Origin of the sequence: Streptomyces flavofungini, assembly GCF_030388665.1 — a bacterium.
Classification (GTDB): domain Bacteria; phylum Actinomycetota; class Actinomycetes; order Streptomycetales; family Streptomycetaceae; genus Streptomyces; species Streptomyces flavofungini_A.
Genome location: NZ_CP128846.1, coordinates 4,422,452 through 4,441,844, shown reverse-complemented (window position 1 = coordinate 4,441,844; position 19,393 = coordinate 4,422,452). Strand labels below are relative to the sequence as shown.

The 19,393-nt window shown below is 72.1% G+C and carries 16 protein-coding genes; 9 read left to right on the top strand and 7 right to left on the bottom strand.

Translation table 11 applies throughout. The features are described 5' to 3' along the window. The first annotated feature begins 53 nt into the window (after window positions 1–53). On the top strand, window positions 54–629 hold the full coding sequence (gene dcd / locus QUY26_RS18445) for a dCTP deaminase (RefSeq protein WP_030362097.1): 576 nt from the start codon (window positions 54–56) through the stop codon (window positions 627–629). Between the two features lie 8 nt (window positions 630–637). Next, window positions 638–1,135, top strand: a complete 498-nt coding sequence (locus QUY26_RS18440) for a phosphoribosyltransferase (RefSeq protein WP_289948041.1) — start codon at window positions 638–640, stop codon at window positions 1,133–1,135. Window positions 1,136–1,248: 113 nt separating this feature from the next. Here QUY26_RS18440 and QUY26_RS18435 read toward each other — a convergent pair whose 3' ends face one another. Continuing rightward, window positions 1,249–2,325, bottom strand: coding sequence for a Yip1 family protein (locus tag QUY26_RS18435; protein WP_289948040.1), 1,077 nt, complete (start codon window positions 2,323–2,325; stop codon window positions 1,249–1,251). A gap of 346 nt (window positions 2,326–2,671) precedes the next feature. On the opposite strand from QUY26_RS18435, the gene QUY26_RS18430 reads away from it, so the two are divergent. Continuing rightward, window positions 2,672–3,178 carry a hypothetical protein gene (locus QUY26_RS18430; protein WP_289948038.1) on the top strand — a complete coding sequence of 169 codons (507 nt, stop codon included), beginning with the start codon at window positions 2,672–2,674 and terminating at the stop codon, window positions 3,176–3,178. Further along, window positions 3,178–6,429, top strand: coding sequence for a hypothetical protein (locus QUY26_RS18425; protein WP_289948037.1), 3,252 nt, complete (start codon window positions 3,178–3,180; stop codon window positions 6,427–6,429). The genes QUY26_RS18430 and QUY26_RS18425 overlap by 1 nt, the downstream gene beginning before the upstream one ends. Before the next feature lie 248 nt (window positions 6,430–6,677). Here QUY26_RS18425 and QUY26_RS18420 read toward each other — a convergent pair whose 3' ends face one another. Both QUY26_RS18420 and QUY26_RS18415 read right to left on the bottom strand, forming a co-directional pair. Beyond that, window positions 6,678–8,111, bottom strand: coding sequence for an FG-GAP-like repeat-containing protein (locus QUY26_RS18420; RefSeq protein WP_289948034.1), 1,434 nt, complete (start codon window positions 8,109–8,111; stop codon window positions 6,678–6,680). Window positions 8,112–8,166: 55 nt separating this feature from the next. After that, window positions 8,167–9,558 carry an FG-GAP-like repeat-containing protein gene (locus QUY26_RS18415; RefSeq protein WP_289948032.1) on the bottom strand — a complete coding sequence of 464 codons (1,392 nt, stop codon included), beginning with the start codon at window positions 9,556–9,558 and terminating at the stop codon, window positions 8,167–8,169. A 227-nt stretch (window positions 9,559–9,785) separates the two neighbouring features. Here QUY26_RS18415 and QUY26_RS18410 point away from each other — a divergent pair, with 227 nt between their 5' ends. The 3 genes from QUY26_RS18410 (at window position 9,786) to QUY26_RS18400 (ending at window position 12,970) form a co-directional block, all read left to right on the top strand. Continuing rightward, on the top strand, window positions 9,786–11,036 hold the full coding sequence (locus QUY26_RS18410; protein WP_289948029.1) for a helix-turn-helix domain-containing protein: 1,251 nt from the start codon (window positions 9,786–9,788) through the stop codon (window positions 11,034–11,036). Window positions 11,037–11,113: 77 nt separating this feature from the next. After that, the gene (locus QUY26_RS18405) at window positions 11,114–12,376 is read left to right on the top strand and encodes a helix-turn-helix domain-containing protein (RefSeq protein WP_289948027.1); all 1,263 of its coding nucleotides are present in this window, start codon (window positions 11,114–11,116) and stop codon (window positions 12,374–12,376) included. A gap of 87 nt (window positions 12,377–12,463) precedes the next feature. Next, complete coding sequence (locus QUY26_RS18400; RefSeq protein WP_289948025.1) at window positions 12,464–12,970, top strand: hypothetical protein; 507 nt, start codon at window positions 12,464–12,466, stop codon at window positions 12,968–12,970. A 229-nt stretch (window positions 12,971–13,199) separates the two neighbouring features. On the opposite strand, the gene QUY26_RS18395 is transcribed toward QUY26_RS18400, so the two are convergent. Further along, window positions 13,200–14,051 (bottom strand): helix-turn-helix domain-containing protein, encoded by an 852-nt coding sequence (locus tag QUY26_RS18395; protein ID WP_289948022.1) that lies wholly within the window; start codon window positions 14,049–14,051, stop codon window positions 13,200–13,202. Between the two features lie 10 nt (window positions 14,052–14,061). Next, on the bottom strand, window positions 14,062–14,781 hold the full coding sequence (locus tag QUY26_RS18390) for a DUF6879 family protein (RefSeq protein ID WP_289948020.1): 720 nt from the start codon (window positions 14,779–14,781) through the stop codon (window positions 14,062–14,064). A gap of 172 nt (window positions 14,782–14,953) precedes the next feature. On the opposite strand from QUY26_RS18390, the gene QUY26_RS18385 reads away from it, so the two are divergent. After that, complete coding sequence (locus tag QUY26_RS18385; protein WP_289948013.1) at window positions 14,954–15,163, top strand: hypothetical protein; 210 nt, start codon at window positions 14,954–14,956, stop codon at window positions 15,161–15,163. After that, entirely contained in the window at window positions 15,156–15,392 is a 237-nt protein-coding gene (locus tag QUY26_RS18380; RefSeq protein ID WP_289948011.1) for a hypothetical protein, read from the top strand. Before QUY26_RS18385 ends, QUY26_RS18380 begins: the two co-directional genes overlap by 8 nt. Here the strand turns inward: QUY26_RS18380 and QUY26_RS18375 are convergent. Both QUY26_RS18375 and QUY26_RS18370 read right to left on the bottom strand, forming a co-directional pair. Then, window positions 15,385–16,698 (bottom strand): FG-GAP repeat domain-containing protein, encoded by a 1,314-nt coding sequence (locus QUY26_RS18375; protein ID WP_289948009.1) that lies wholly within the window; start codon window positions 16,696–16,698, stop codon window positions 15,385–15,387. The two genes, QUY26_RS18380 and QUY26_RS18375, sit on opposite strands and share 8 nt — an antisense overlap. A 178-nt stretch (window positions 16,699–16,876) precedes the next feature. Then, on the bottom strand, window positions 16,877–19,144 hold the full coding sequence (locus QUY26_RS18370) for a (Fe-S)-binding protein (RefSeq protein ID WP_289948006.1): 2,268 nt from the start codon (window positions 19,142–19,144) through the stop codon (window positions 16,877–16,879). Between the last annotated feature and the right edge of the window lie 249 nt (window positions 19,145–19,393).

Here is a 19,393-nt window from a genome sequence, read left to right as displayed (position 1 = left end):
GCGCGGGTCTGTCCGATTGGGGCGGTCCCGCGCGCTCTGCGTATCCTCGGTGCGTGCTTCTCTCAGACAAGGACATCCGGGCCGAGATCGACGCCGGGCGGGTCCGGATCGATCCCTACGACGAATCCATGGTGCAGCCGTCCAGCATCGACGTGCGCCTCGACCGCTTCTTCCGGGTGTTCGAGAATCACCGCTACCCGCACATCGACCCGTCCGTCGAGCAGGCGGATCTCACCCGGCTCGTCGAGCCGGAGGGGGACGAGCCGTTCATCCTCCACCCCGGGGAGTTCGTGCTCGCCTCCACGTACGAGGTCATCACCCTCCCCGACGACCTGGCCTCGCGCCTGGAGGGCAAGTCCAGCCTCGGGCGGCTCGGGCTCGTCACGCACTCCACCGCCGGGTTCATCGACCCGGGGTTCAGCGGTCACGTGACCCTGGAGCTCTCCAACCTCGCCACGCTGCCCATCAAGCTGTGGCCGGGGATGAAGATCGGCCAGCTGTGCATGTTCCGGCTGAGCTCCGCCGCCGAGTCCCCCTACGGGTCCGAGCGCTACGGCTCGCGCTACCAGAACCAGCGCGGCCCCACCGCCTCCCGTTCCTTCCTCAACTTCCATCGGACCCAGGTGTGAGCCCCAGCATGAGTGACGTTCGCGAAAACCTTACGTACGAGAAGTTCGGCGGCGCCGTACGCGAGCTGGCGCAGACCATCGCCGACGACGGGTACGAGCCCGACATCGTGCTGAGCATCGCGCGCGGCGGCGTCTTCGTCGCCGGCGGGCTCGCGTACGCCCTCGACTGCAAGAACATCCACCTGGTGAACGTCGAGTTCTACACGGGGGTGGGGACGACCCTGGAGATGCCGGTCATGCTGGCCCCCGTCCCCAACGCCATCGACTTCTCCGACAAGAAGGTGCTCATCACCGACGACGTCGCCGACACCGGCAAGACGCTGAAGCTCGTCCACGACTTCTGCCTCGACACGGTCGCCGAGGTGCGCTCCGCCGTCATCTATGAGAAGTCCCACTCGCTCGTGAAGTGCGAGTACGTGTGGAAGCGGACCGATGAGTGGATCAACTTCCCGTGGAGCGTCGAGCCGCCCGTCGTGAAGCGGCAGGGGCAGGTTCTCGACGCCTAACGGTCAGGTGTCCCGCGTACGCAGTCGCGCGTACGACGCGAAGGGCCCCGGTGAGCTTGTGCTCGCCGGGGCCCTTCGTTGTGTACGCAGGTGTACGCCGGTGTACGCGGGAGTCAGAACGTGCCCAGCTTGATGATCGACAGGATCGCCAGGAGCTGGATCGCCGACGCGCCGAGCGCCCGCGGCCACGGCAGGTCGTGGGACTTGCTCACCATGAGGGTCAGCAGCGCGCCCGCCGCCAGCCAGGTGGCCCAGCCGAGGAGCTGGACGAAGCTGTTGCCGCCGCCGAGGAACAGGGCGACGATGACGCGCGGGGCGTCCGTGATCGCCATGATCAGCATGGAGAGGCCGACCGTCGGCTGCCAGGCGCCGTCGCCGCCGAACTGGCGGGCCAGGGAGTGCGTGACGATGCCGAGGATGAAGGCGCTGAGGGAGATCGCGACGCCGGTCGTGATGACGTACGGGATCGCTGTGGACAGCGTGGCGTTCAGTACGTCCTCGCGGGCCTCGTCGAAGCCGAAGACGGCGAGCAGGCCGTAGAGGAACGTGACGATGACGGCCGGGGCCCACATCGCGTAGTCCCGCATCTGGAGGAAGGTCGGGACCGGGCGGAAGACGATGCCGCGCAGCAGGTCCTTCCAGGGGAGCTTCGGGCCGATGGGGCCCGCGGGGGCCGCTCCCGCGCGGTAGGTGTCACCGTCGTTGTACGGGTCCTCGCCGAGGGAGAAGGCCTGGGTGTGCCCGGGGTTGTTGGCGGCGTACGGGTCGTGGCCGCCGCCGTGCCCGCCGTGTCCGGCAGGACCACCGTGCCCGCCCTGCCCGCCGAAGTACTCGGGTTCCCCGTGGCCGCCCGCGGGCTGCGGCCACTGCTGGGCGCCGCCGTGGTGCTGGCCGCCGCCCTGGGGGCCGCCGTGCTGCGGGCCGCCGTACTGGCCGGGGCCGGGCCCGCCGTAGGGCGGCTGGCCGCCGTACGGCTGCGGGGCCGGGCGGCCGCCGCCGGGCGCGGGCGGGTACCCGTACGGCGCCTGGCCGCCCTGGGGGGCCTGCTGTCCGTACGGGTCCTGCCGCGGTCCTTGGTGCGGCCCCGGGTGACCGCCCTGACCGGGGTGCCCGCCCGGGGGCGGGCCCTGTCGGGGTCCTTGCTGTGCGCGGTTGTCCCGGCCGCCGCGTCCGATCCTGAATCCAGCCACGGAATCGAACGTACCTGGTCTGGCGGGGTGGGGTCGTCCGTCCTGTGGAGGAGAGCGGGTTTGCGGCTGAGCTGTGACAACCCCTAGGGGGACCCTGAGGGGACAACCCCAGGTCAGGGGCTCGGGCCAGCGCCCGAGAACGCTCCCGTACGCCAGTGCGGTGGAAGTCGCCGGGAGGGGGAGGGAGTTGGGAGTGAGGGTGGTGGCGCGCGCCGGGTGACGAGTGGCGTATCGCGGTCGAATCCCTGCCATCCGTGTGACCGCCTCGCTACTCTGAGAACACGCTGCGCTGTGGGCCGACGGGACTCGTGCCGGTGCGCCGCGCACCTAGGGGGAGGACGCTCTGATGGCGAGTCATGACGGCACGGGAGACGCGGGCGAGGCGGGCCAGGCGGATGAGAAGGGCGGCACCACGTACAAGGTGACGGTGCGGAACGTCACCGGACACACGACGACGGGCAGCAGGAACACGGTCGTCGGCAGCGTCAACGCCCCGGCCGAACCGGCGGCCCGGGTGGCGGAGGCGCAACTGGAGGAGCTGCGTGGCGAGTTCGCCCGCGTGCGGGAGTTCATCGAGGGGCTCGACGGCGCCGGGGAGCGGGAGAAGGGCGCCGCGGTGGACCGCCTGGAGGAGTTGGAGGCGGCGGTCACCGACGACGAGCCCGACGTGCGGACCATGGGCCGGGTGCGCGCCTGGTTCGCGGAGAAGCTCCCGGCCGCGCTCGGAGCCGTCACCGCTCTGCTGCTGCACCCCACGGCCGCGCTCCTCGTCCAGGCCGCCGGCGAGGACGTGGCCGCCGGGTTCGACGGGCTGATCCAGAGCGTCGGGGTGTCGTCACCGAGCGAGGGCTGATGACCGGGCGGGTGATGTCCGTAGAGGTCAGCGACGTACGCGGCAACGTCACCATCGGCGACAACAACGTGGTCGTCTCGGGGGACCGGTCGTACGTCCAGGTCATCCAGGCGGGGCAGCGGCGGGTCCCGGTCGCGCGCGAGGACATGTCGCTGCTGCCCCGGCGTCCACGTACGGCCGTCGGCAGGGAGCGGGAACTCGGCGAGCTGCTCCGCGGGCTCGCTGACGGCGACGTGCGGCAGGTGCACGGCCCGGCCGGCATCGGCAAGAGCACCCTGCTGCGCCTGGCCGCGCACCGGCTCGCCGACGAGTCCGGTGCGTCCGACGAGTCCGGTGCGCCCGGTGCGCCTGGTGCGTCCGACGAGTCCGGTCCGTCCGGTGCGGTGGTGTTCGTGGACGCGGCGGGCCGCGACGCGGGTGACGTGCTCCAGGACGTCTTCGAAGCCTGCTACGACGCCCCCGGATACCGTCCCTCCGCCACCGAGCTGCGCCGCCTCATGGCCGCCGTCACGGTCACCGTCGTCCTCGACGACCTGGAGGCCGAGGCGGCGGACCTGGACGCGGTGCTCGACGCGCTCCCGTCCTCGGTGCTGCTGTACGCGGGCGGGCAGCGCACCCTGCTCGGCAAGGGCCGGGCCCTGCCCCTGGGCGGCCTCGGCCACGAGGACGCCCTGACCCTGCTGTCCCAGGGACTCGGCCGCCCGCTGGAGGCGGCCGAGGAAGCGGTGGCCGAGGAGCTGTGGCGCGCCACCGGGGGCGCCCCGCTGCCGCTGTTGCGCGCCGCGGCCTCGGACAGGCTCAGACCCGCCGTCGAACTCGACGGGCTGCTGCCCCAGTTGCTGGCCGCGCTGACGGGCGCCGAGCGCGACGTCGTCGAGATCCTCGCCGTCGCCCGGGACGGCGGGGTGAGCACACGGCTGCTGAGTACGCTCCTCGGCGGCGTCACCGGGGTCGCCGCGGTCTGCGACCGGCTCGCGGCCCGGGGTGTCGTCGTGCCGACCGAGCGGGGCCACCGGCTCGCGCCGGAGATCGGCGGGCGGCGGCTCGCGGGCCTGCGGCCCGGCCCCGCGGAACTGGCGGCGCTCGCCGTGCGACTGACGCACTGGGTGTCCGCCACGCGTACGGAGCCCGCGGCTGTGGCACAGGACGCGCCGCTGATCACAGCCGTCGTCGACGCCGCCGGCCAGGCCGGGCGCCCGGCGGAGGCCGCCCGCCTCGCGCGCGCCGCCTCCCCCGCCCTCGCCTGCTCCCTGCGCACCGGCGTCTGGGGCCGGGTCCTGGAGCGCGGCATCGAGGCCGCCGAACGCGCGGGCCTGCGGGACGTCCTGGCCTACCTGACGCACGAGGACGGCGTCCGCAAACTGGTCACCGGCAAGCGCCTGCTGGCGGCGGCCGCCTTCGCCGCGGCCGCCGCGTACTGGCGTGAGCTGGGCAGCACCGACCACGCGGACGCCGCCGCCGACGCCGCGCAGTCGTGCGGGGAAGGTCCCGCCGGCGGGGCGGACTCGGCTGCTCCGCAGGAGGGCGGGGCACAGCAGCCCGACGTCACCGGCTCCGGTGGCGACGCCGTGGCCTCCGGCGAGCAGGGCTCCCTGGGCGATCCGGGTTCGGCGGGGGACTTGGGTTCGGCGGGTGACCCGGGCTCCATCGGTGACCTCGGGCACGAGGTGACATCCCAGGTGGTGTCCTCGGCGGCCCCGCCGCCCGTCCCTCCTGTCGACCCCGGCTCGGCGGCGGTCGCCGCGAAGGGCGGCCTGGCCGCCAAGACCGGCACCGGAGTCGCCGCCAAGACCGGCATGAGCGTGACGGCCAAGGTGGTCATCGGCGGCGGCCTGGCGGCGTCGGTGACGGCGGGCGGGGTCGTCCTCAGCCAGCAGGCGGGCGCGGACACCGTTCCGGTCAGGGTGACCGTGGCGACCCGCGTCCTGGAGGCGACCATGCCGGGTGAGCCCGACGGCACCTGCTCGGTGGCGGACGGCGCGACGGACTGCACGAGGGTCGTGAAGTCGAAGAAGGGCGAGTCCGGGCCGGTTTCCGTGGACCCCGCGCAGCCCCTCCCCGCAGGGGTCAGCCTCGTGTACTGGGGCTGCGACGAGGGCCCGCAGGCGAAGTCCTGCTCGGTCACCGCCGACGGCGACCGCCATGTGTGCGCCACCACGACCAGCCCCAAGGACGAGGCCGCCCGCAGGCGGTGCGCCGAGCTGACGGGCTCGCCCGCGCCGACCGTCGCGTTCCGGCCGCTGGCCTGGACGACGCGGACGCAGGTCAAGGTCCTCACCGAGCCGGACGGCAAGCCCCAGGTCCTCGCGACGCTGGGCGAGCGGGTCGGACCGGGCGAGGTCGTCTGGTCCGAGGACGCCACCCGGGTGGCGTGGGTGGAGGTGAACAGCGCTCCCGGAGAAGCCCTCGCGGACGACACGGTGATCAAGCTGCGCGACCTGAAGACCGGCAAGCAGCGCTCGTGGACGTGCTACGGGTGCACGATCGCTTTCGTGGGCGGCGAACTCGTCTCCAGCGGCAACGACGTACGCCACCACCCCGCCGACGGCGGGGAGCCGGAGAGCCACGACCTGGCCGAGATCCCGGTCGGTCCGGCGCACGACGGACCGCCCAACACCCGTCTCCTGAACACCTGGAAGGGCGACCGGCTCCAGACCTACGCGGTGTCCCTCGTGGGCGACGTCGGCCAGCGGTCCTTCCTGTTCCGGCTCGATTCGACCACCAAGGCCCGGCAGATCAAGGAGCTGCCCCAGCTCGGCTACTCCAGCGGCGTCTGGGCCGTGAGCCCTGACGGCCGCAGGGCCGTCTTCGACCCGCCCACGGGACAGCCTCCGTACGGCTCGTGCGGTGAGGGGGCCTATCCGATGGCGGGGCTCGACGTCACCTCCGGCGCGCGGGTCCCGCTGGCCGGCCCCGGCGCCGGATGGCGGGTCCACGAGACCTGGTACGACCCCGACGGCACGGCCCACGTGGTCTACCGGCCTGAGCAGGGGGCCGACGCCGCGACGTGCACTGTCGACACCGGCCGCGCGCCCGCCCACTACACCCTCGCGCCGGGCGGCCACTCCTGGAAGCGGTTGGCGAAGGACCCCGGGCGGGTACTCGGTGCCGCGGACGGGGGACAGATCACACGAGTCGACGGCCGGGGCGGCCTGGCCCTCATGGTCACCGGAGGGGAGGAGGAGCGCACGCTCGACTCCGGTGTCCAGAAGGTCTTCCCGTCCGCGGCTCACGGAGCGGGCGCCCCGTGAGCCCGAAGCTCCGTGAGCCCGAAGCTCCGTGAGCCGACGCTCCGTGAGCCGACGCTCCGTGAGCCGACGCCCCGTGAGCCGCGCCGCGGACTTTCCGCGGACGTACGTGCCCGAGGTCGATGCGGCGAAGTCCGCTCGGCCGTCGTGGTCGAAGTCCGCGTCGGAGGTGGTGAGTTCGGGGCGGGGTGCCGCTGTTGCCGCCGGTGCGGTGGCCGTGAGGAGCCCGCCCGTGAGCGCCGGGGCGGACGCTAGTGGCCCAGGACCGCCCCGTACGACCGCGCCCCCGCGAGACCGAGCCTGGCCGGCGTCACCGACACCTGCGGCGCGGGCCGGTCCTTCGGCGTCCCGTACCAGACCCCGCCGGACGAGGCGTTCTCACCGGGGGCGGCGACGGCCGAGTCGGGGTAGGCGTCGCCGTTGTAGTCGTCCACGGCGATCGCCGCGCCGAAGCGGTCGCCCGCCTCGGCCGCACCGGGAACACCCGGGGAGGTCTGGTTGACGCCGCTGCCGTAGAACTCCTTGCCGGTGCCGGTGGACTCCAGGATCCAGTACGCGCCTGCGGCCTGGTCGCTGCCGACCGCCTCGGCACTCGCGCCCGCGATCAGCTCGTCGCCGTCCTCGCGGTCCACGTCGCCCACGGCGAGCGCCGCGCCGAAGTTGTCCTCGGCCTCGGAGTTGCCGTCGACGCGAGGCGTGTTCTGGGTCGTGCAGGACACGTCGCCGCCGAGCGTGGTGCCGGACTTGCCGTACACGGTGGCGATGGCACCGCCGAGGCGGTCCTCGCAGTAGCCGTGGTCGCCCTCCTCGGCCTCGGGGTTGGGCTGGACCTGCCCGAGGGCGAGGTCGGCGGTGCCGTCGCCGTCGAAGTCACCGGTGGCGAGGGCCGTCGCGGTGTCGCCGGTGCGCCAGGTCCGCTGCCACGCCCCGGACTCCGTGCCGTACACCGCCGTGCCCGCGATCTCCGTGCCCCCGTACGTCACCGCGAGGTCGTCGCGGCCGTCCGCGTCGAAGTCGCCGGACGTCACCGCGCGGGGACCGCTGAAGCGCCAGCTGTCGACGCGCTTCAGGGCCGCGGGGGACCCGGTCTTGAACGGTCCCGGGCGCATCTCCATCGCGCGGATCTCGTCGTTCGCCGTGCTGAGCGCGATGTCCTGGTCGCCGTCGCCGTCGTAGTCACCGGTGGTGACGATGCGGCCGATCTGGTTGTCCGCGTAACGGCCGTTGGCGGCCGTGAAGCCGCCCTTGATGCCGGACCTGGCGCCCCAGAGGACGGTGAGGGTGCCCGCCGCGCCTCCCGCCGAGTTGTCCTCGCCGGGCGTGCCGACGACGATGTCCGTGAGGCCGTCGCCGTTCATGTCGCCGGTCGCCACCGCGGACCCGAAGCCGTCGTCCTTCTCCACGGTGCCGGGAACCCCGGGGCTGCCCTGGCTGACGGTCGTCGAACCGTGGCCGCCCAGGCCCTTCTTGCCGCCCCAGACCACGTTCACGTAGCCCGCCCTGGCCTTGCCGCCGACCGTGGCGCCGGGGACGCCGACCGCGAGGTCCGCGTAGCCGTCGCCGTTGAAGTCCGACGTGGGCTTCGGCGCGGGCTCGGCCGCGACGGAGGGGGTCGCGGACAGGCCCGCGACACTGAGTACGGTCGCCGCGCACAGCACGGCGGCGGAGAGAGTCTTCTTGCGCAAGGTAGCTCCAACCAGCGTTGTACGTAGGTGAGGTGAAGGTCAGTGGCGGTCGTACTCAGCGCAGCGTCTCGCCGAAGCCCCTTCCGGCCCCGCCCGCGCCGAAGTCCGCGCCGTTGAAAGAGGTCGCGTACGACGTCGTGGCGCCCGTGGTCGTACCGCGAAGCACCCACACGGCGCCCGCGTCCGCCGAACTGCCGATGTCTTCGCCGCGCGCGCCGATCGCCAGGTCGGCCCTGCCGTTCTTGTTGATGTCCTTCAGGCGCACGGACGACCCGAACCGGTCGTTCTTCTCGGCGACTCCAGGGACGCCCGTCGTCTCCTGGTGCCAGGACCTGCCACCGGTCAGGCCGTTCGCCGAGCCCTTGAACAGGGTCACGCTCCCCGTGCCCGGAACGGTTCCGACCTGCTCCCCGGGTGCCCCCACCGCCACGTCCGCGCGGCCGTCGCCGGTCACGTCGCCCGCGGCCACCGCCGCGCCGAAGCCGTCGCCCGCCTCGTCCGCGCCGGGCACGCCCGCGCTGTCCTGCGTGTACGTCGCGGGCGCGCCCATCTTGGAGTCCGCGCCGAGGCGCACGCTGACCGAACCGCCCTTGCCCGCACGCGGGTTGCCGGTGATCAGGTCGTCGTAGCCGTCGCCGTTGACGTCGCCCCCGGCGAGCGGGCCGCGCGTCGCCGTCCGGTCGTCGCCCTCGGCCAGGACGCCCGACCAGTAGCCGAGGTCACCGGCGCCGCCCTTCATGTACGCGGTGTAGGCGCCGCCGTCCGCGCGCTCGCCCGCGAGGACGTAGGTGTAGCCGTCCTTGTTCGTGAAGTGGCCCGCGACCATGTCGTCCAGGCGGACGTCCTTGGGCAGGAAGTCGACTTCGAGCGGGATCGCGCGGCCGTCCCGCGGGATGCCGTCGGCGTAGTACCACCAGTGGCCGCCGCTGATCACCGCGAGGTTGGCCACCTCGTCGCCGTCGATGTCGACGAAGCTGGCGGCCTCGCCGAAGCGGTGGTCGTCGGCGCTGGGCGCGGTGAGGGTCTTGCCGCCCGTCTTGAAGCCGTTCCTGCCGCCCCAGACGATCGTGACCGTGCCGTCGGGCTTGCCCGCCACCTTCTCGCCGGGGGCGCCCACGATCAGGTCGGCGTAGCCGTCGCTGTTCACGTCGCCGCTGGTGACGTTCTCGCCGAACTCGTCGCCGGGCTCGGTGGTGCCGGGGACCCCGGCGGTGTTCTGCGTGACGGTCGTGCCCCGGCCCGGCTTCACGCCCGAGGCCGAACCGAACGTCACCGTCACCGAGTTGCCGTTCGGCGCGCCCACCGCGAGGTCGCGGTAGCCGTCCCCGTTGTAGTCGTCCTTGAGGGCGGCCGGGGCCGCGGTGGCCGTCCCGGCCAGGGGCAGGGTGAGCCCTCCGGCGGCGAGGGCTGCGGCGGTGACCGCGACGGCCAGGCTTCTTGCGCGCACGTGGGGCTCCCGGGCTCGTGGGTTCACGGGGGGTCACCAGGGGGTGGACCTCGGGTGAACGGTGGTGTGGGGTTCCGGGGGTGTGACCGGTGGGGGGAGGGAAAGGTTGTGCGAGGCGGGGCTTGTGGGGGGTCCCGCGCGCGCCCGGAGTCCGAGGAAGCCTCACGTGGGTCGGCCCCGCCCCATACGCTGGCGGTGGTGAGCCGTTCAGAGAGGGGCAGGCCGTGATGTCCTCAGGTGACACTCCGGACCCGTACGCCGACCCGCTGCGCTTCGGTCAGCGCGTGCAGATCCTCCGCGAGCGCCGTGGCATGACCCGCGCCCAACTCGCGGACTTCATCGGGGTGTCGGTGCACACCCTCCGCAAGATCGAGAACGGTCAGCAGCGGGCCCCCGCGCTCGACATGGTGCTGCGCATCGCCGAGGCGCTGCGCGTACGCGACCTGGCCGAGCTGACCGGTCGCGCGGACGCGCACGTGGATCTGTTCGCCGGGCCCGGCCATCCCCGCCTCGCCGCCGTCCAGGCGGCCGTCGACGACTTCGCCCTGGCGGCGGTCGTGGAGCCGCCCCCCGTCGCGCACCTGGAAGCCCGTCTCTACGTGGCCTGGAAGGCACGGCACCAGTCGCCCAACCACCGTGAGGCCATCGGCAAGTTGCTGCCCGACCTGATCCGCGACGCGCGGGCGATCGCGCGGCACGCCGAGACGGCCGCCGAGCGCCGGGCGGCCCAGGCCCGCCTCGCCGAGACGTACTCGCTGTCGCAGTTCTTCCTCGCCTACCAGCCCGACGCCGCCCTGCTGTGGCGGGTCGCGGAGCGCGGGATGGTCGCCGCGCAGGACTCGGGCGACCCGCACGCCATCGGCGTGGCCGCCTGGCTCCTGGCGCAGGCCCACCGCGACACCGGGCCCCGGCACTTCGACGCCGCCGACACCGTCAACCTCGAAGCGATCCGCTTCCTCGAACCCCTCCTGCCCGACGCCGACGACGACGTACTCGCCATCGCGGGCGCCCTGGAGTTCGAGCTCGGGTACACCGCGGCCCGGCGCCGCGACACCGGTACGGCGTGGCGGCACTGGGACAAGGCGAAGGACATGGCGGCCCGGCTGCCGACGGACTACTTCCACCCCGTTACCAGCTTCAGCCGGGCCATCATGGGCGCGCACGCTGTCACCGTGGCGGTCGAACTGCGCCAGGGCGGCGAGTCGGTGCGCCAGGCGGCCCGCGCGGACAAGGCCGTCATCAAGTCGCGTCCGCGCCGGGCCCGGCACCGGATCGAGGAGGCCCGTGGCTTCCAGCTCGACGGGCAGCCGGACGTGGCGATCGCCACGCTGCAGAAGGCGTACGAGGCCGCACCGGAGACGATCCGCTACAACGGCTACGCGCGCCGCATCATTCTGGAGGAGACGGAGTCGAAACAGGCGGGCCGACGGCACCGCGCGGCCGAACTGGCCATGGGGATCGGCTTGCTGGGCGCCTGAGGGGCCAGACTTCTTGCGTACGGGTGGGGTCTTCAGGGGTACGTTCGGAGAGTCGAGCCCTGAACGGAGGCGCCGGTATGACCGATACTCCCGACACCGGTGAGGTACGTCAGCTCACCTTCGGTCAGCGCGTCCAGCGCGCGCGGACCCGTACGGGCAGAACACGCGCATACGTCGCGGACGTGATGGGACACTCCGAGGAATGGGTGAAGGCCGTCGAGCGGGGCACCATCGCCATGCCCCGGCTGCCCAAGTTGCTGCGGCTCGCGCAGGTCCTCGGGGTCGAGGACATCGCGGAGCTGACCGGGGACGACCGCATCGCCGCCGCAAGTTTCACCAAGGCCGAGCACCGGCAACTGCCCGTCGTCAAGGACGCCTTGAACAAGCCCCAGTTGGCTGCCGCCGCCCGACCGGCCGAGCCGGTCGAGGTGCTCGCTGCCAGGCTGCGGCAGGCGTGGAAGCTGTGGCACGCGGCTGAGCGGCCCGCAGGCCGCATCGAATCCGGCGAGGGCAACCGCACCCGCATCGGACGGCTGCTGCCCGCCCTGCTCGCCGACACCCGGCACGCCGCCCGGACCCTTGAGGGTGCGGACCGCCGCAAGGCGCTGATGGCACAGGCCGAGGCGTACCACCTGGCACAGCTGTTCCTGTCCTTCCAGCCCGCCCCAGACCTGATCATGCTCACCGGCGATCGGGCGATGACGGCGGCGCAGGACGCCGACAGCCCGCGCGCCATCGCCGCCGCAGCCTGGTACGTCAACCACGTCCACCGCGACGCGGGCGAGGCGGCCGAGGCGCGCGTCGAACTCGCCGAGCAGGCCGTCGCCCTGCTGCCGGACACGGACGACCCGGAGTGCATCGCCCGCCGTGGTCTGCTGTACCTGGCGGTGGCCCTGTCCTACGCCAAGACGGGGCAGGCGGGCGACGCGTGGCGGTACTGGGACAAGGCCGACGCGGCCGCGCGCAGGCTCGGCGACGACTACGCGCACCCGTGGCTGATCTTCGGGCGGGGCGTCGTCGACGGATACGCCATCACCATGCACAACGACCTGGTGCAACCGGGCAAGGCGCTGGAGGTCGCGGACGCCGTCAACCTGCGCGGGATCCCCTCGGCCACCCGCCGTTCGTACCACCTCATCGAGACAGCGCGGGCGCACGGCCTGCGCAACGAGGGCGCTGCCGTCGTGTCGTACCTGCAACGCGCCCACCGGGAGTCCCCGGAGACCATCCAGTTCAACCTCTACACACGGTCGGCACTGCCGGGTCTCGTGACGTCGGGGCCGCAGATGGTGCGTGAGGACGCGGAAGGGCTGGCGCGGGAACTAGGCGTGCCTGTCTGATCACGCAGGGGGTAGGAACGCTACCCCTCGGCGAGGGGGTACGGGCCTTCCCCCTTGCAGGGCCCGGGCGCGCCTACCGTCCCCCATGTGACCCGAATCCCCCCGCCCCCGGGGCCCTCCACGCCCATGCTCCGCCACGACGCACACCGGATCAGCGCCTGGCTCGCGAGCGCCGACCCCCACCCCGCCACCGTCCACGCCGCCTGGGCCGAGCGCGGCGTCGCCCTCCTCCCCCTGGGCCTCCGCTTCGACGCCGTCCGCGTGCCCGCCGCCCGGATCCACGCCGCCGTCCACAGCGACGACCCCCGCACGGTGGCCGCGTTCCTGCGCGACTGGCTCGCGGGCCCCGTGATCCGCGACACCCGCGGCGCCCCCGGCCCGTACTACGTCCTCATCGCCCCGGACTCCCCCTGGAACGGGGCCGAGGAGCGGCTCAGCACCCACACCTTCCTCGGCGTCCCGCGCCTGGGGCAGCCGGTGTCGACCCTCACTCGGTGGGTGGTCCCACCCGGCGCCCCGGGCGACCTGTGCGACCCCGCGCACCTGGCCGCGCTGCTCCTGACGGCCGAGACCCTGAGGGCGGTCGAACCGTGAGCGTCGCCGAGCTGGACGCGCTGGCCGCGGAGGCCTACGCCGCCTACGTGGGTCACCTGCACGGCTGCCAACCGTGCCAGGACGGGGACGTAAGCGGCAGCTGCCCCATCGGCACCCGACTGAGCGACGCATGGAAGACGGCCAGGAATACCTCCCTGCGGGCCCGCCGCGCAGCACACCCGGCGATCACCCGAACCCCGCTGTGGAGAACGGGACCCCGTCGCTCGGGTCACTGAGGGTTCAGGGCACGCCGCGCCGCGTTGATGACGTTGTGGGCGTCGGCCCCGTACACGGCCGACTCGCTGAGGGTCTTCCAGATCTTCCCGTACAAGGCGATGTTGTCGGCGTCGTCCAACCACATCTCGGCGTGCCAGTCCTCCGTGACCACGAGCCGGTCATCAAGGACCCAGAAGCCGTTGGCGGGCGCGATCCTCACAGGGGCCGTGAACGGGACGATGCCGAGCTCCACGGTGTCCATCCCGAGCACCCCGGTAAGGCGGTCGAGCTGCGCGGCCAGCACCGAGGGCGGACAGATCATCGACCGTAACGCGGCTTCCCACATCAGGACGTGCAGCGTGCGACCGGGCCGGTACAGCCACTCCTGCCGCTGTGCCCGGGAACGCACGGCGGCCTCGATGTCGCCGGCTCCGCCCAGCAGCTCGGCAAAGCGCCGGATGACGTGGCGCGCGTACTCGGGGGTCTGCAACAGCCCGGCGATCACGGACTCTTCCCAGATCCACATGTCCGAGGTGCGGTCGATCTCGGCGCTCAGCCCCTCGTGCAGCGGCTTGAAGCCGTTCGCCAGCGCGCGACGCCATGAGCGGATGTGGAACTCGAACCCCGCAAGGCGGGCGGCAAGCTCGGCGTACACACCCGGCTGCCCGGTCGCGTCGGCCCACGCCCTCAGATCCTCGGGGGTGGCCGTCTGCCTGCCGTTCTCCAGCTTGCTGACCTTGGAACCGGGCCAGCCGAGCCGCTGGGCGAGCTGCTGACCGGTGAGCCGACCACCAGGGCAGGTGAACCGGAGTTCGCGCAGTCGCGTCCCCAGGGCCGCCCTGGCTCGCTGGTAGTCAGTGCTCACCGGTCACGCGTCATTCGGCCGGGGCGAACTGGTCGAAGGGCACGGCGTGGTGCATCGCCGCGTACCGGACGACCTCGGCCGGTTCGGTGATCAGCTCGATGTTCACGATCTCGTCGGCGTCATCGAAGTGCAGCAGCGCGACCAGGCGCGAGTCGAAGATCCAGAAGTCTTCGGCGGGCAGGTCGGCCGCGTCCTCCCGCCACAGATACCGGATGTCCTCGCCAACCGCCGCGTTGTGCCGGGCGTAGTCGAGCAAGAACCGCTGCTCGGTGGTCATCGGGCGGTCGGCGACCCGCACGCGGCCGACACGCTTGCCTGCCTCGGTCTGGGCCTTGATGTTGACGAACCAGTGCTCATCGGGGTCGCAGGGTGCGGAGCCGGTGGCCAAGAACTCCTGAAAGTCGGGGTCTTCGCGATCCGATGCGTAACCGCGTCGCGTCTCCAGTCGCCAAGCCGTGTGTTGGAATGACTCGAACAGACGGCGGAAGGTGGCTCGGTCGACGAGTTCCGGCACCCGCTCCATCTCCTTCGGCCCCCAGTTCACGAGCAGTTCGCGCGGCACGGCCACCGCTGCCTCGTCGGCTCCGAGATGCTTGAGCTGCCTCAGGTCTTCCGGGTCGGTGACGGGTGTGCCCTGAACGATGATCTGCCCGGTGCCCTCGTCCGTGTGCAGGGCGGGGCAACCGTCGACCTTGCTGTCCGTGCCGGTGAAGCGCAACTGACGAGCCATGGACGCTCTCCCTTCCAGGAGTCTTGATCCATCAGCATGGCCGGGCTCTCGCCCCCGATCCACGGGGTCAGGCACGGTGCGTGAGAAAACCTCAGCAATCTCGGGCGGGCAGCGAGCAAACTCGAGAAAACAGCGTACCGCTGTCCAACTCCCGCCTTCTAGCGTCCCGTTCATGGCAACGAAGGAACGCAACGACGTCGACCCGCAGGCTGCGGTGGAGACCTTGAGAGCGGCGCTGACTGATGCCGGCATCGTGCTGCCCTCGCTCAGGGGCGACCCCGCCTCACCTCAACTGCGGCTCGTCGAGCTGGGGAGGGTGCGCTCGGACGTGGCGGCGCGCCTGGCCGAAGTGATCCGGCGAGGGGCGGTACGCGATGACTGAGGAGGAACCGCCGGAGGGCGCGCTGGTCGTCGGCACGAGCACCGGCGTTGCCCCACTCGACGCGCGGGCCGCGGAGGCGTACACCGCCTACGTGAGCCACCTGCACGGATGCCTCCCCTGTCAGAGCGGGGGCGGCTGCGCCCCGGGCACCCGCCTGCGCGAGGCGTGGAAGACGGCCAGGAACACCTCCCTGCGCGCCCGTCGGGCCGCGCACCCGGCGACTACCTGAAGCCCGCCGTGGAGAACGTGACCTCCGGCTTCCGGGACACCGGCCCGTCCGCCCCGGCCCTGCCGGGATACACCTCCACCCGGTCCCGCCCCTGCCCCCAGGCCGTCCGCACGACCAGGTCGGCCCGTCGGTCGCCGTCGAAGTCGGCGACCTTGAGGACCTGGACGGCCCCGTCCCGGCCCCGGGTGGGCACGATCGTCGCCGTCGCGTTGGCCGCGAGGCCGGACGCGCGGCCCCGGTACACCCACACCTCGCCGGGCCCGCTCCCGCCCACGACCAGCTCGCTGCGGCCGTCGCCGTCGAGGTCGCCCGCGGACACGGTGGCGTTCCGCACGTCGATCTCGGCTCGGGCGGTGCCCGGCACGTCGTAGCGCAGGGCGATGCCGCCCGGAGCCGCGAGCGCCGCGTCCGTGCCCTTGGCGCGGCCGAAGGCGCCGAACGCCACGTCGGTCGAGGCGGGGAAGAGCACGCCGGTGCGGGTGGGGCCCTTGGGGCCGCCGAGGACGAGGCTGCCCTTGGAGGCGCGGGCCTCCTCGCGGACGACCAGGTCGTCGTAGCCGTCGTCGTTCACGTCGACGGCGGGCGCGCCGGTGGCCAGGTCGTTTCCGGGGGCGGTGATCGGCTTGCCCGCCGCGCGCGGGGCTCCCTTGCGGGTGAAGGGGCCGCGCAGGTACGTGAGGTGGGAGCCGCTGGCGTGGAGGACGAGGTCGTGGGCTCCGTCGCCGTCGAAGTCGCCGCACACCGGCTGGTCCGCCCAGTCGTTTCCGAGGCGGGCCCGCGCGGGCACCTGGAGCTTCACGGCCTTGCCGGTGAGGCCCGCGGGGGAGCCGAAGAGGAGCTGGAGGGGGACGGGGGGCCGGCCCTGGCCGTCGTAGGGCGGGTCCGTCGACACGACGAGGTCGGTGAAGCCGTCCTCGTTCAGGTCGCAGGACGCCTCGGACTCGAAGGCGGCGGGCAACCGGCCCTTCGTACGGGCGCCGTTGGCGCGCGCGGTGAGCAATTGGCGGGCGCCCGGGACCAGTCCGCGCCGGCTGCCGTAGACGACGCCGATGCCGGGGTCGTCGCCGTGCCCGCGATGGGCGAGCGCGTCGAGCACGAGGTCCCTGGCGCCGTCGCCGTTGAAGTCGTCGTCGACCTTGCTGCCCTTGCCGCGCGGGACGGGCTGGTGGGGTGCGCTCTTGCCCGCGAGGTCGGCGGCCGCCGGACGGGAGGGGGACTTGTCGCCGCCTCCACCGCCCCCGCAGCCCGCGAGAACCAGGACGCCGCCCACGACGACGGCCAGCAGACGTCTTCCGGAACCCTTCATGCCGCACCCACCCCTGCGTCACCCGATGGCTTCTTCATGCTCACGACAGCATCAGCCGCACCACAGGTTTACACGAACGACGAGGGGCCGGTCCCGCCCCCAGGCGAAACCGGCCCCTCCCCACACACAGTCCAGGACAGAACCTGTCCGAGTCCAGGACAGAACCTGTCCTGGTTGGCTACTTCACCGGCTCCGGTTCCGGCGCGTCCGCCGACTCCTCCTCGCCCGCCGGGTCCACCGGCGTCTTCACGGAGTCGAGCAGGAGCTGGGCGACGTCCACGACCTGGAGCGACTCCTTGGCCTTGCCATCGTTCTTCTTGCCGTTGACGGAGTCGGTCAGCATCACGAGGCAGAACGGGCAGGCCGTCGACACGATGTCGGGGTTGAGGCTGAGAGCCTCGTCCACGCGCTCCGTGTTGATGCGCTTGCCGATCCGCTCTTCCATCCACATCCGCGCGCCGCCGGCACCGCAGCAGAAGCCGCGCTCCTTGTGGCGGTGCATCTCCTGCTGGCGCAGGCCCGGGACCTTGTCCATGATCTCGCGCGGCGGCGTGTAGACCTTGTTGTGACGGCCCAGGTAGCAGGGGTCGTGGTAGGTGATGAGGCCCTCGACCGGCGTGACCGGGATCAGCTTGCCCTCGTCGATGAGGTGCTGGAGCAGCTGCGTGTGGTGGATGACCTCGAACTCGCCGCCGAGCTGCGGATACTCGTTGGCGATCGTGTTGAAGCAGTGCGGGCAGGTGGCGACGATCTTCTTCGCCGACTTCGGCTTCTTGGTCTCCGGATCGTCGTCGTCCTCGCCGTACGCCATGTTCAGCATCGCGACGTTCTCGGCGCCCAGCTGCTGGAACAGCGGCTCGTTGCCGAGGCGGCGGGCCGAGTCACCGGTGCACTTCTCGTCGCCGCCCATGATCGCGAACTTGACGCCCGCCATGTGCAGGAGCTCCGCGAAGGCCTTGGTGGTCTTCTTGGCCCGGTCCTCCAGGGCGCCCGCGCAGCCGACCCAGTACAGGTAGTCGACCTCGGTGAGGTCCTCGACGTCCTTGCCGACGATCGGGACCTCGAAGTCGACCTCCTTGGTCCACTCCACGCGCTGCTTCTTGGCGAGGCCCCAGGGGTTGCCCTTCTTCTCCAGGTTCTTGAGCATCGTGCCCGCCTCGGACGGGAAGGCGGACTCGATCATGACCTGGTAGCGGCGCATGTCGACGATGTGGTCGATGTGCTCGATGTCCACCGGGCACTGCTCGACGCAGGCGCCGCAGGTGGTGCAGGACCACAGGACGTCGGGGTCGATGACGCCGTTCTCTTCGAGGGTGCCGATGAGGGGGCGCTCGGCCTCGGCGAGGGCGGCGGCGGGGACGTCGGCGAGCTGCTCGGCCGAGGCCTTCTCCTCGCCCTCCATGGACTTGCCGCCACCCGCGAGCAGGTAGGGCGCCTTGGCGTGCGCGTGGTCCCGCAGCGACATGATCAGCAGCTTCGGGGAGAGCGGCTTGCCGGTGTTCCAGGCGGGGCACTGCGACTGGCAGCGGCCGCACTCGGTGCAGGTGGAGAAGTCGAGCAGGCCCTTCCAGGAGAACTGCTCGACCTGGCTGACGCCGAAGACGGTGTCCTCGTCCGGGTCCTCCCAGTCGATCTCCTTGCCGCCGGACGTCATGGGAAGCAGCTCGCCGAGGGCGGTGGAGCCGTCGGCCTCGCGCTTGAACCAGATGTTGGGGAAGGCCAGGAAGCGGTGCCAGGCGACGCCCATGTCGGTCTTCAGGGCGACCGTGATCATCCAGATGAAGGAGGTCGCGATCTTCAGGCCGGCGAAGAAGTACGTGAGGTTCTGGAGCGTGGAGACGTCCATGCCCCCGAACCACGAGACGAACGGGTACGAGATGAAGAACGAGGCCTCGTAGCCGTCCACGTGGTGCTGGGCGCCCTCCAGGGCGTGCAGCATGAAGATGCAGACGCCGACGATGAGGATGACGGTCTCGACGAAGTAGGCCTGACCGGTGTTGGAGCCCGCGAACCGGGACTTGCGGCCCGGCCGGTCGGGGCGGCTCAGCTGCCGGACGACGATCAGGGTCAGGATGCCGAGCACGGTCATGGTGCCGAGGAACTCGACGAACATGTTGTACGGCGCCCAGTCACCGATGATCGGCAGCATCCAGTCGGCCTTGAAGAGCTGGCCGACGGCGTTGACGATCGTCAGGAGCAGTGAGAAGAAGCCCACCGCGACGAACCAGTGCGCCACACCGACGACGCCCCACCGGTTCATGCGGGTGTGGCCGAGGAACTCCTTGGCCACCGTGAGGGTGCGCTCGGCGGGCGCGTCGGTCCTCGTTCCCGCGGGCACGGGCTGACCGAGCCGCATGAACTGGTAGATCTGCAGGATGGCACGGCCGAACAGGGCGACGCCGACTGCGATGAGGACCAGCGACACGATGATCGCGGCGAGTTGCATTTCGGGGCTCCTCGGGCCTGCGAGGGTGGGCAATCCAACGTATTACTAAGCGGTAACTTATGCAGTCCGTCTGAGACTACCCACTTACATCGCCGCACTGTAGCCAGCCAGGCGGTGATCTGCGTCGCTCAGGCTGCCCTTGCCGCGCGCCTCGGGCGGTGACCTTTCCGTACGGCCGCGTGGGTTCGCCGGGCAACCGCGGCCGCCCTGTGCGGCGTCTCCCCGCACGAGCCCCCGGGTTGCGCGTAA

Bases quoted from the DNA above. Each gene is read 5' to 3' on its own strand.
- QUY26_RS18440 (WP_289948041.1), top strand. From the start codon at position 638: ATGAGTGACGTTCGCGAAAACCTTACGTACGAGAAGTTCGGCGGCGCC.
- QUY26_RS18430 (WP_289948038.1), top strand. From the start codon at position 2,672: ATGGCGAGTCATGACGGCACGGGAGACGCGGGCGAGGCGGGCCAGGCG.
- QUY26_RS18425 (WP_289948037.1), top strand. From the start codon at position 3,178: ATGACCGGGCGGGTGATGTCCGTAGAGGTCAGCGACGTACGCGGCAAC.
- QUY26_RS18410 (WP_289948029.1), top strand. From the start codon at position 9,786: ATGTCCTCAGGTGACACTCCGGACCCGTACGCCGACCCGCTGCGCTTC.
- QUY26_RS18405 (WP_289948027.1), top strand. From the start codon at position 11,114: ATGACCGATACTCCCGACACCGGTGAGGTACGTCAGCTCACCTTCGGT.
- QUY26_RS18390 (WP_289948020.1), bottom strand. From the start codon at position 14,781: ATGGCTCGTCAGTTGCGCTTCACCGGCACGGACAGCAAGGTCGACGGT.
- QUY26_RS18385 (WP_289948013.1), top strand. From the start codon at position 14,954: ATGGCAACGAAGGAACGCAACGACGTCGACCCGCAGGCTGCGGTGGAG.
- QUY26_RS18380 (WP_289948011.1), top strand. From the start codon at position 15,156: ATGACTGAGGAGGAACCGCCGGAGGGCGCGCTGGTCGTCGGCACGAGC.
- QUY26_RS18375 (WP_289948009.1), bottom strand. From the start codon at position 16,698: ATGAAGGGTTCCGGAAGACGTCTGCTGGCCGTCGTCGTGGGCGGCGTC.
- QUY26_RS18370 (WP_289948006.1), bottom strand. From the start codon at position 19,144: ATGCAACTCGCCGCGATCATCGTGTCGCTGGTCCTCATCGCAGTCGGC.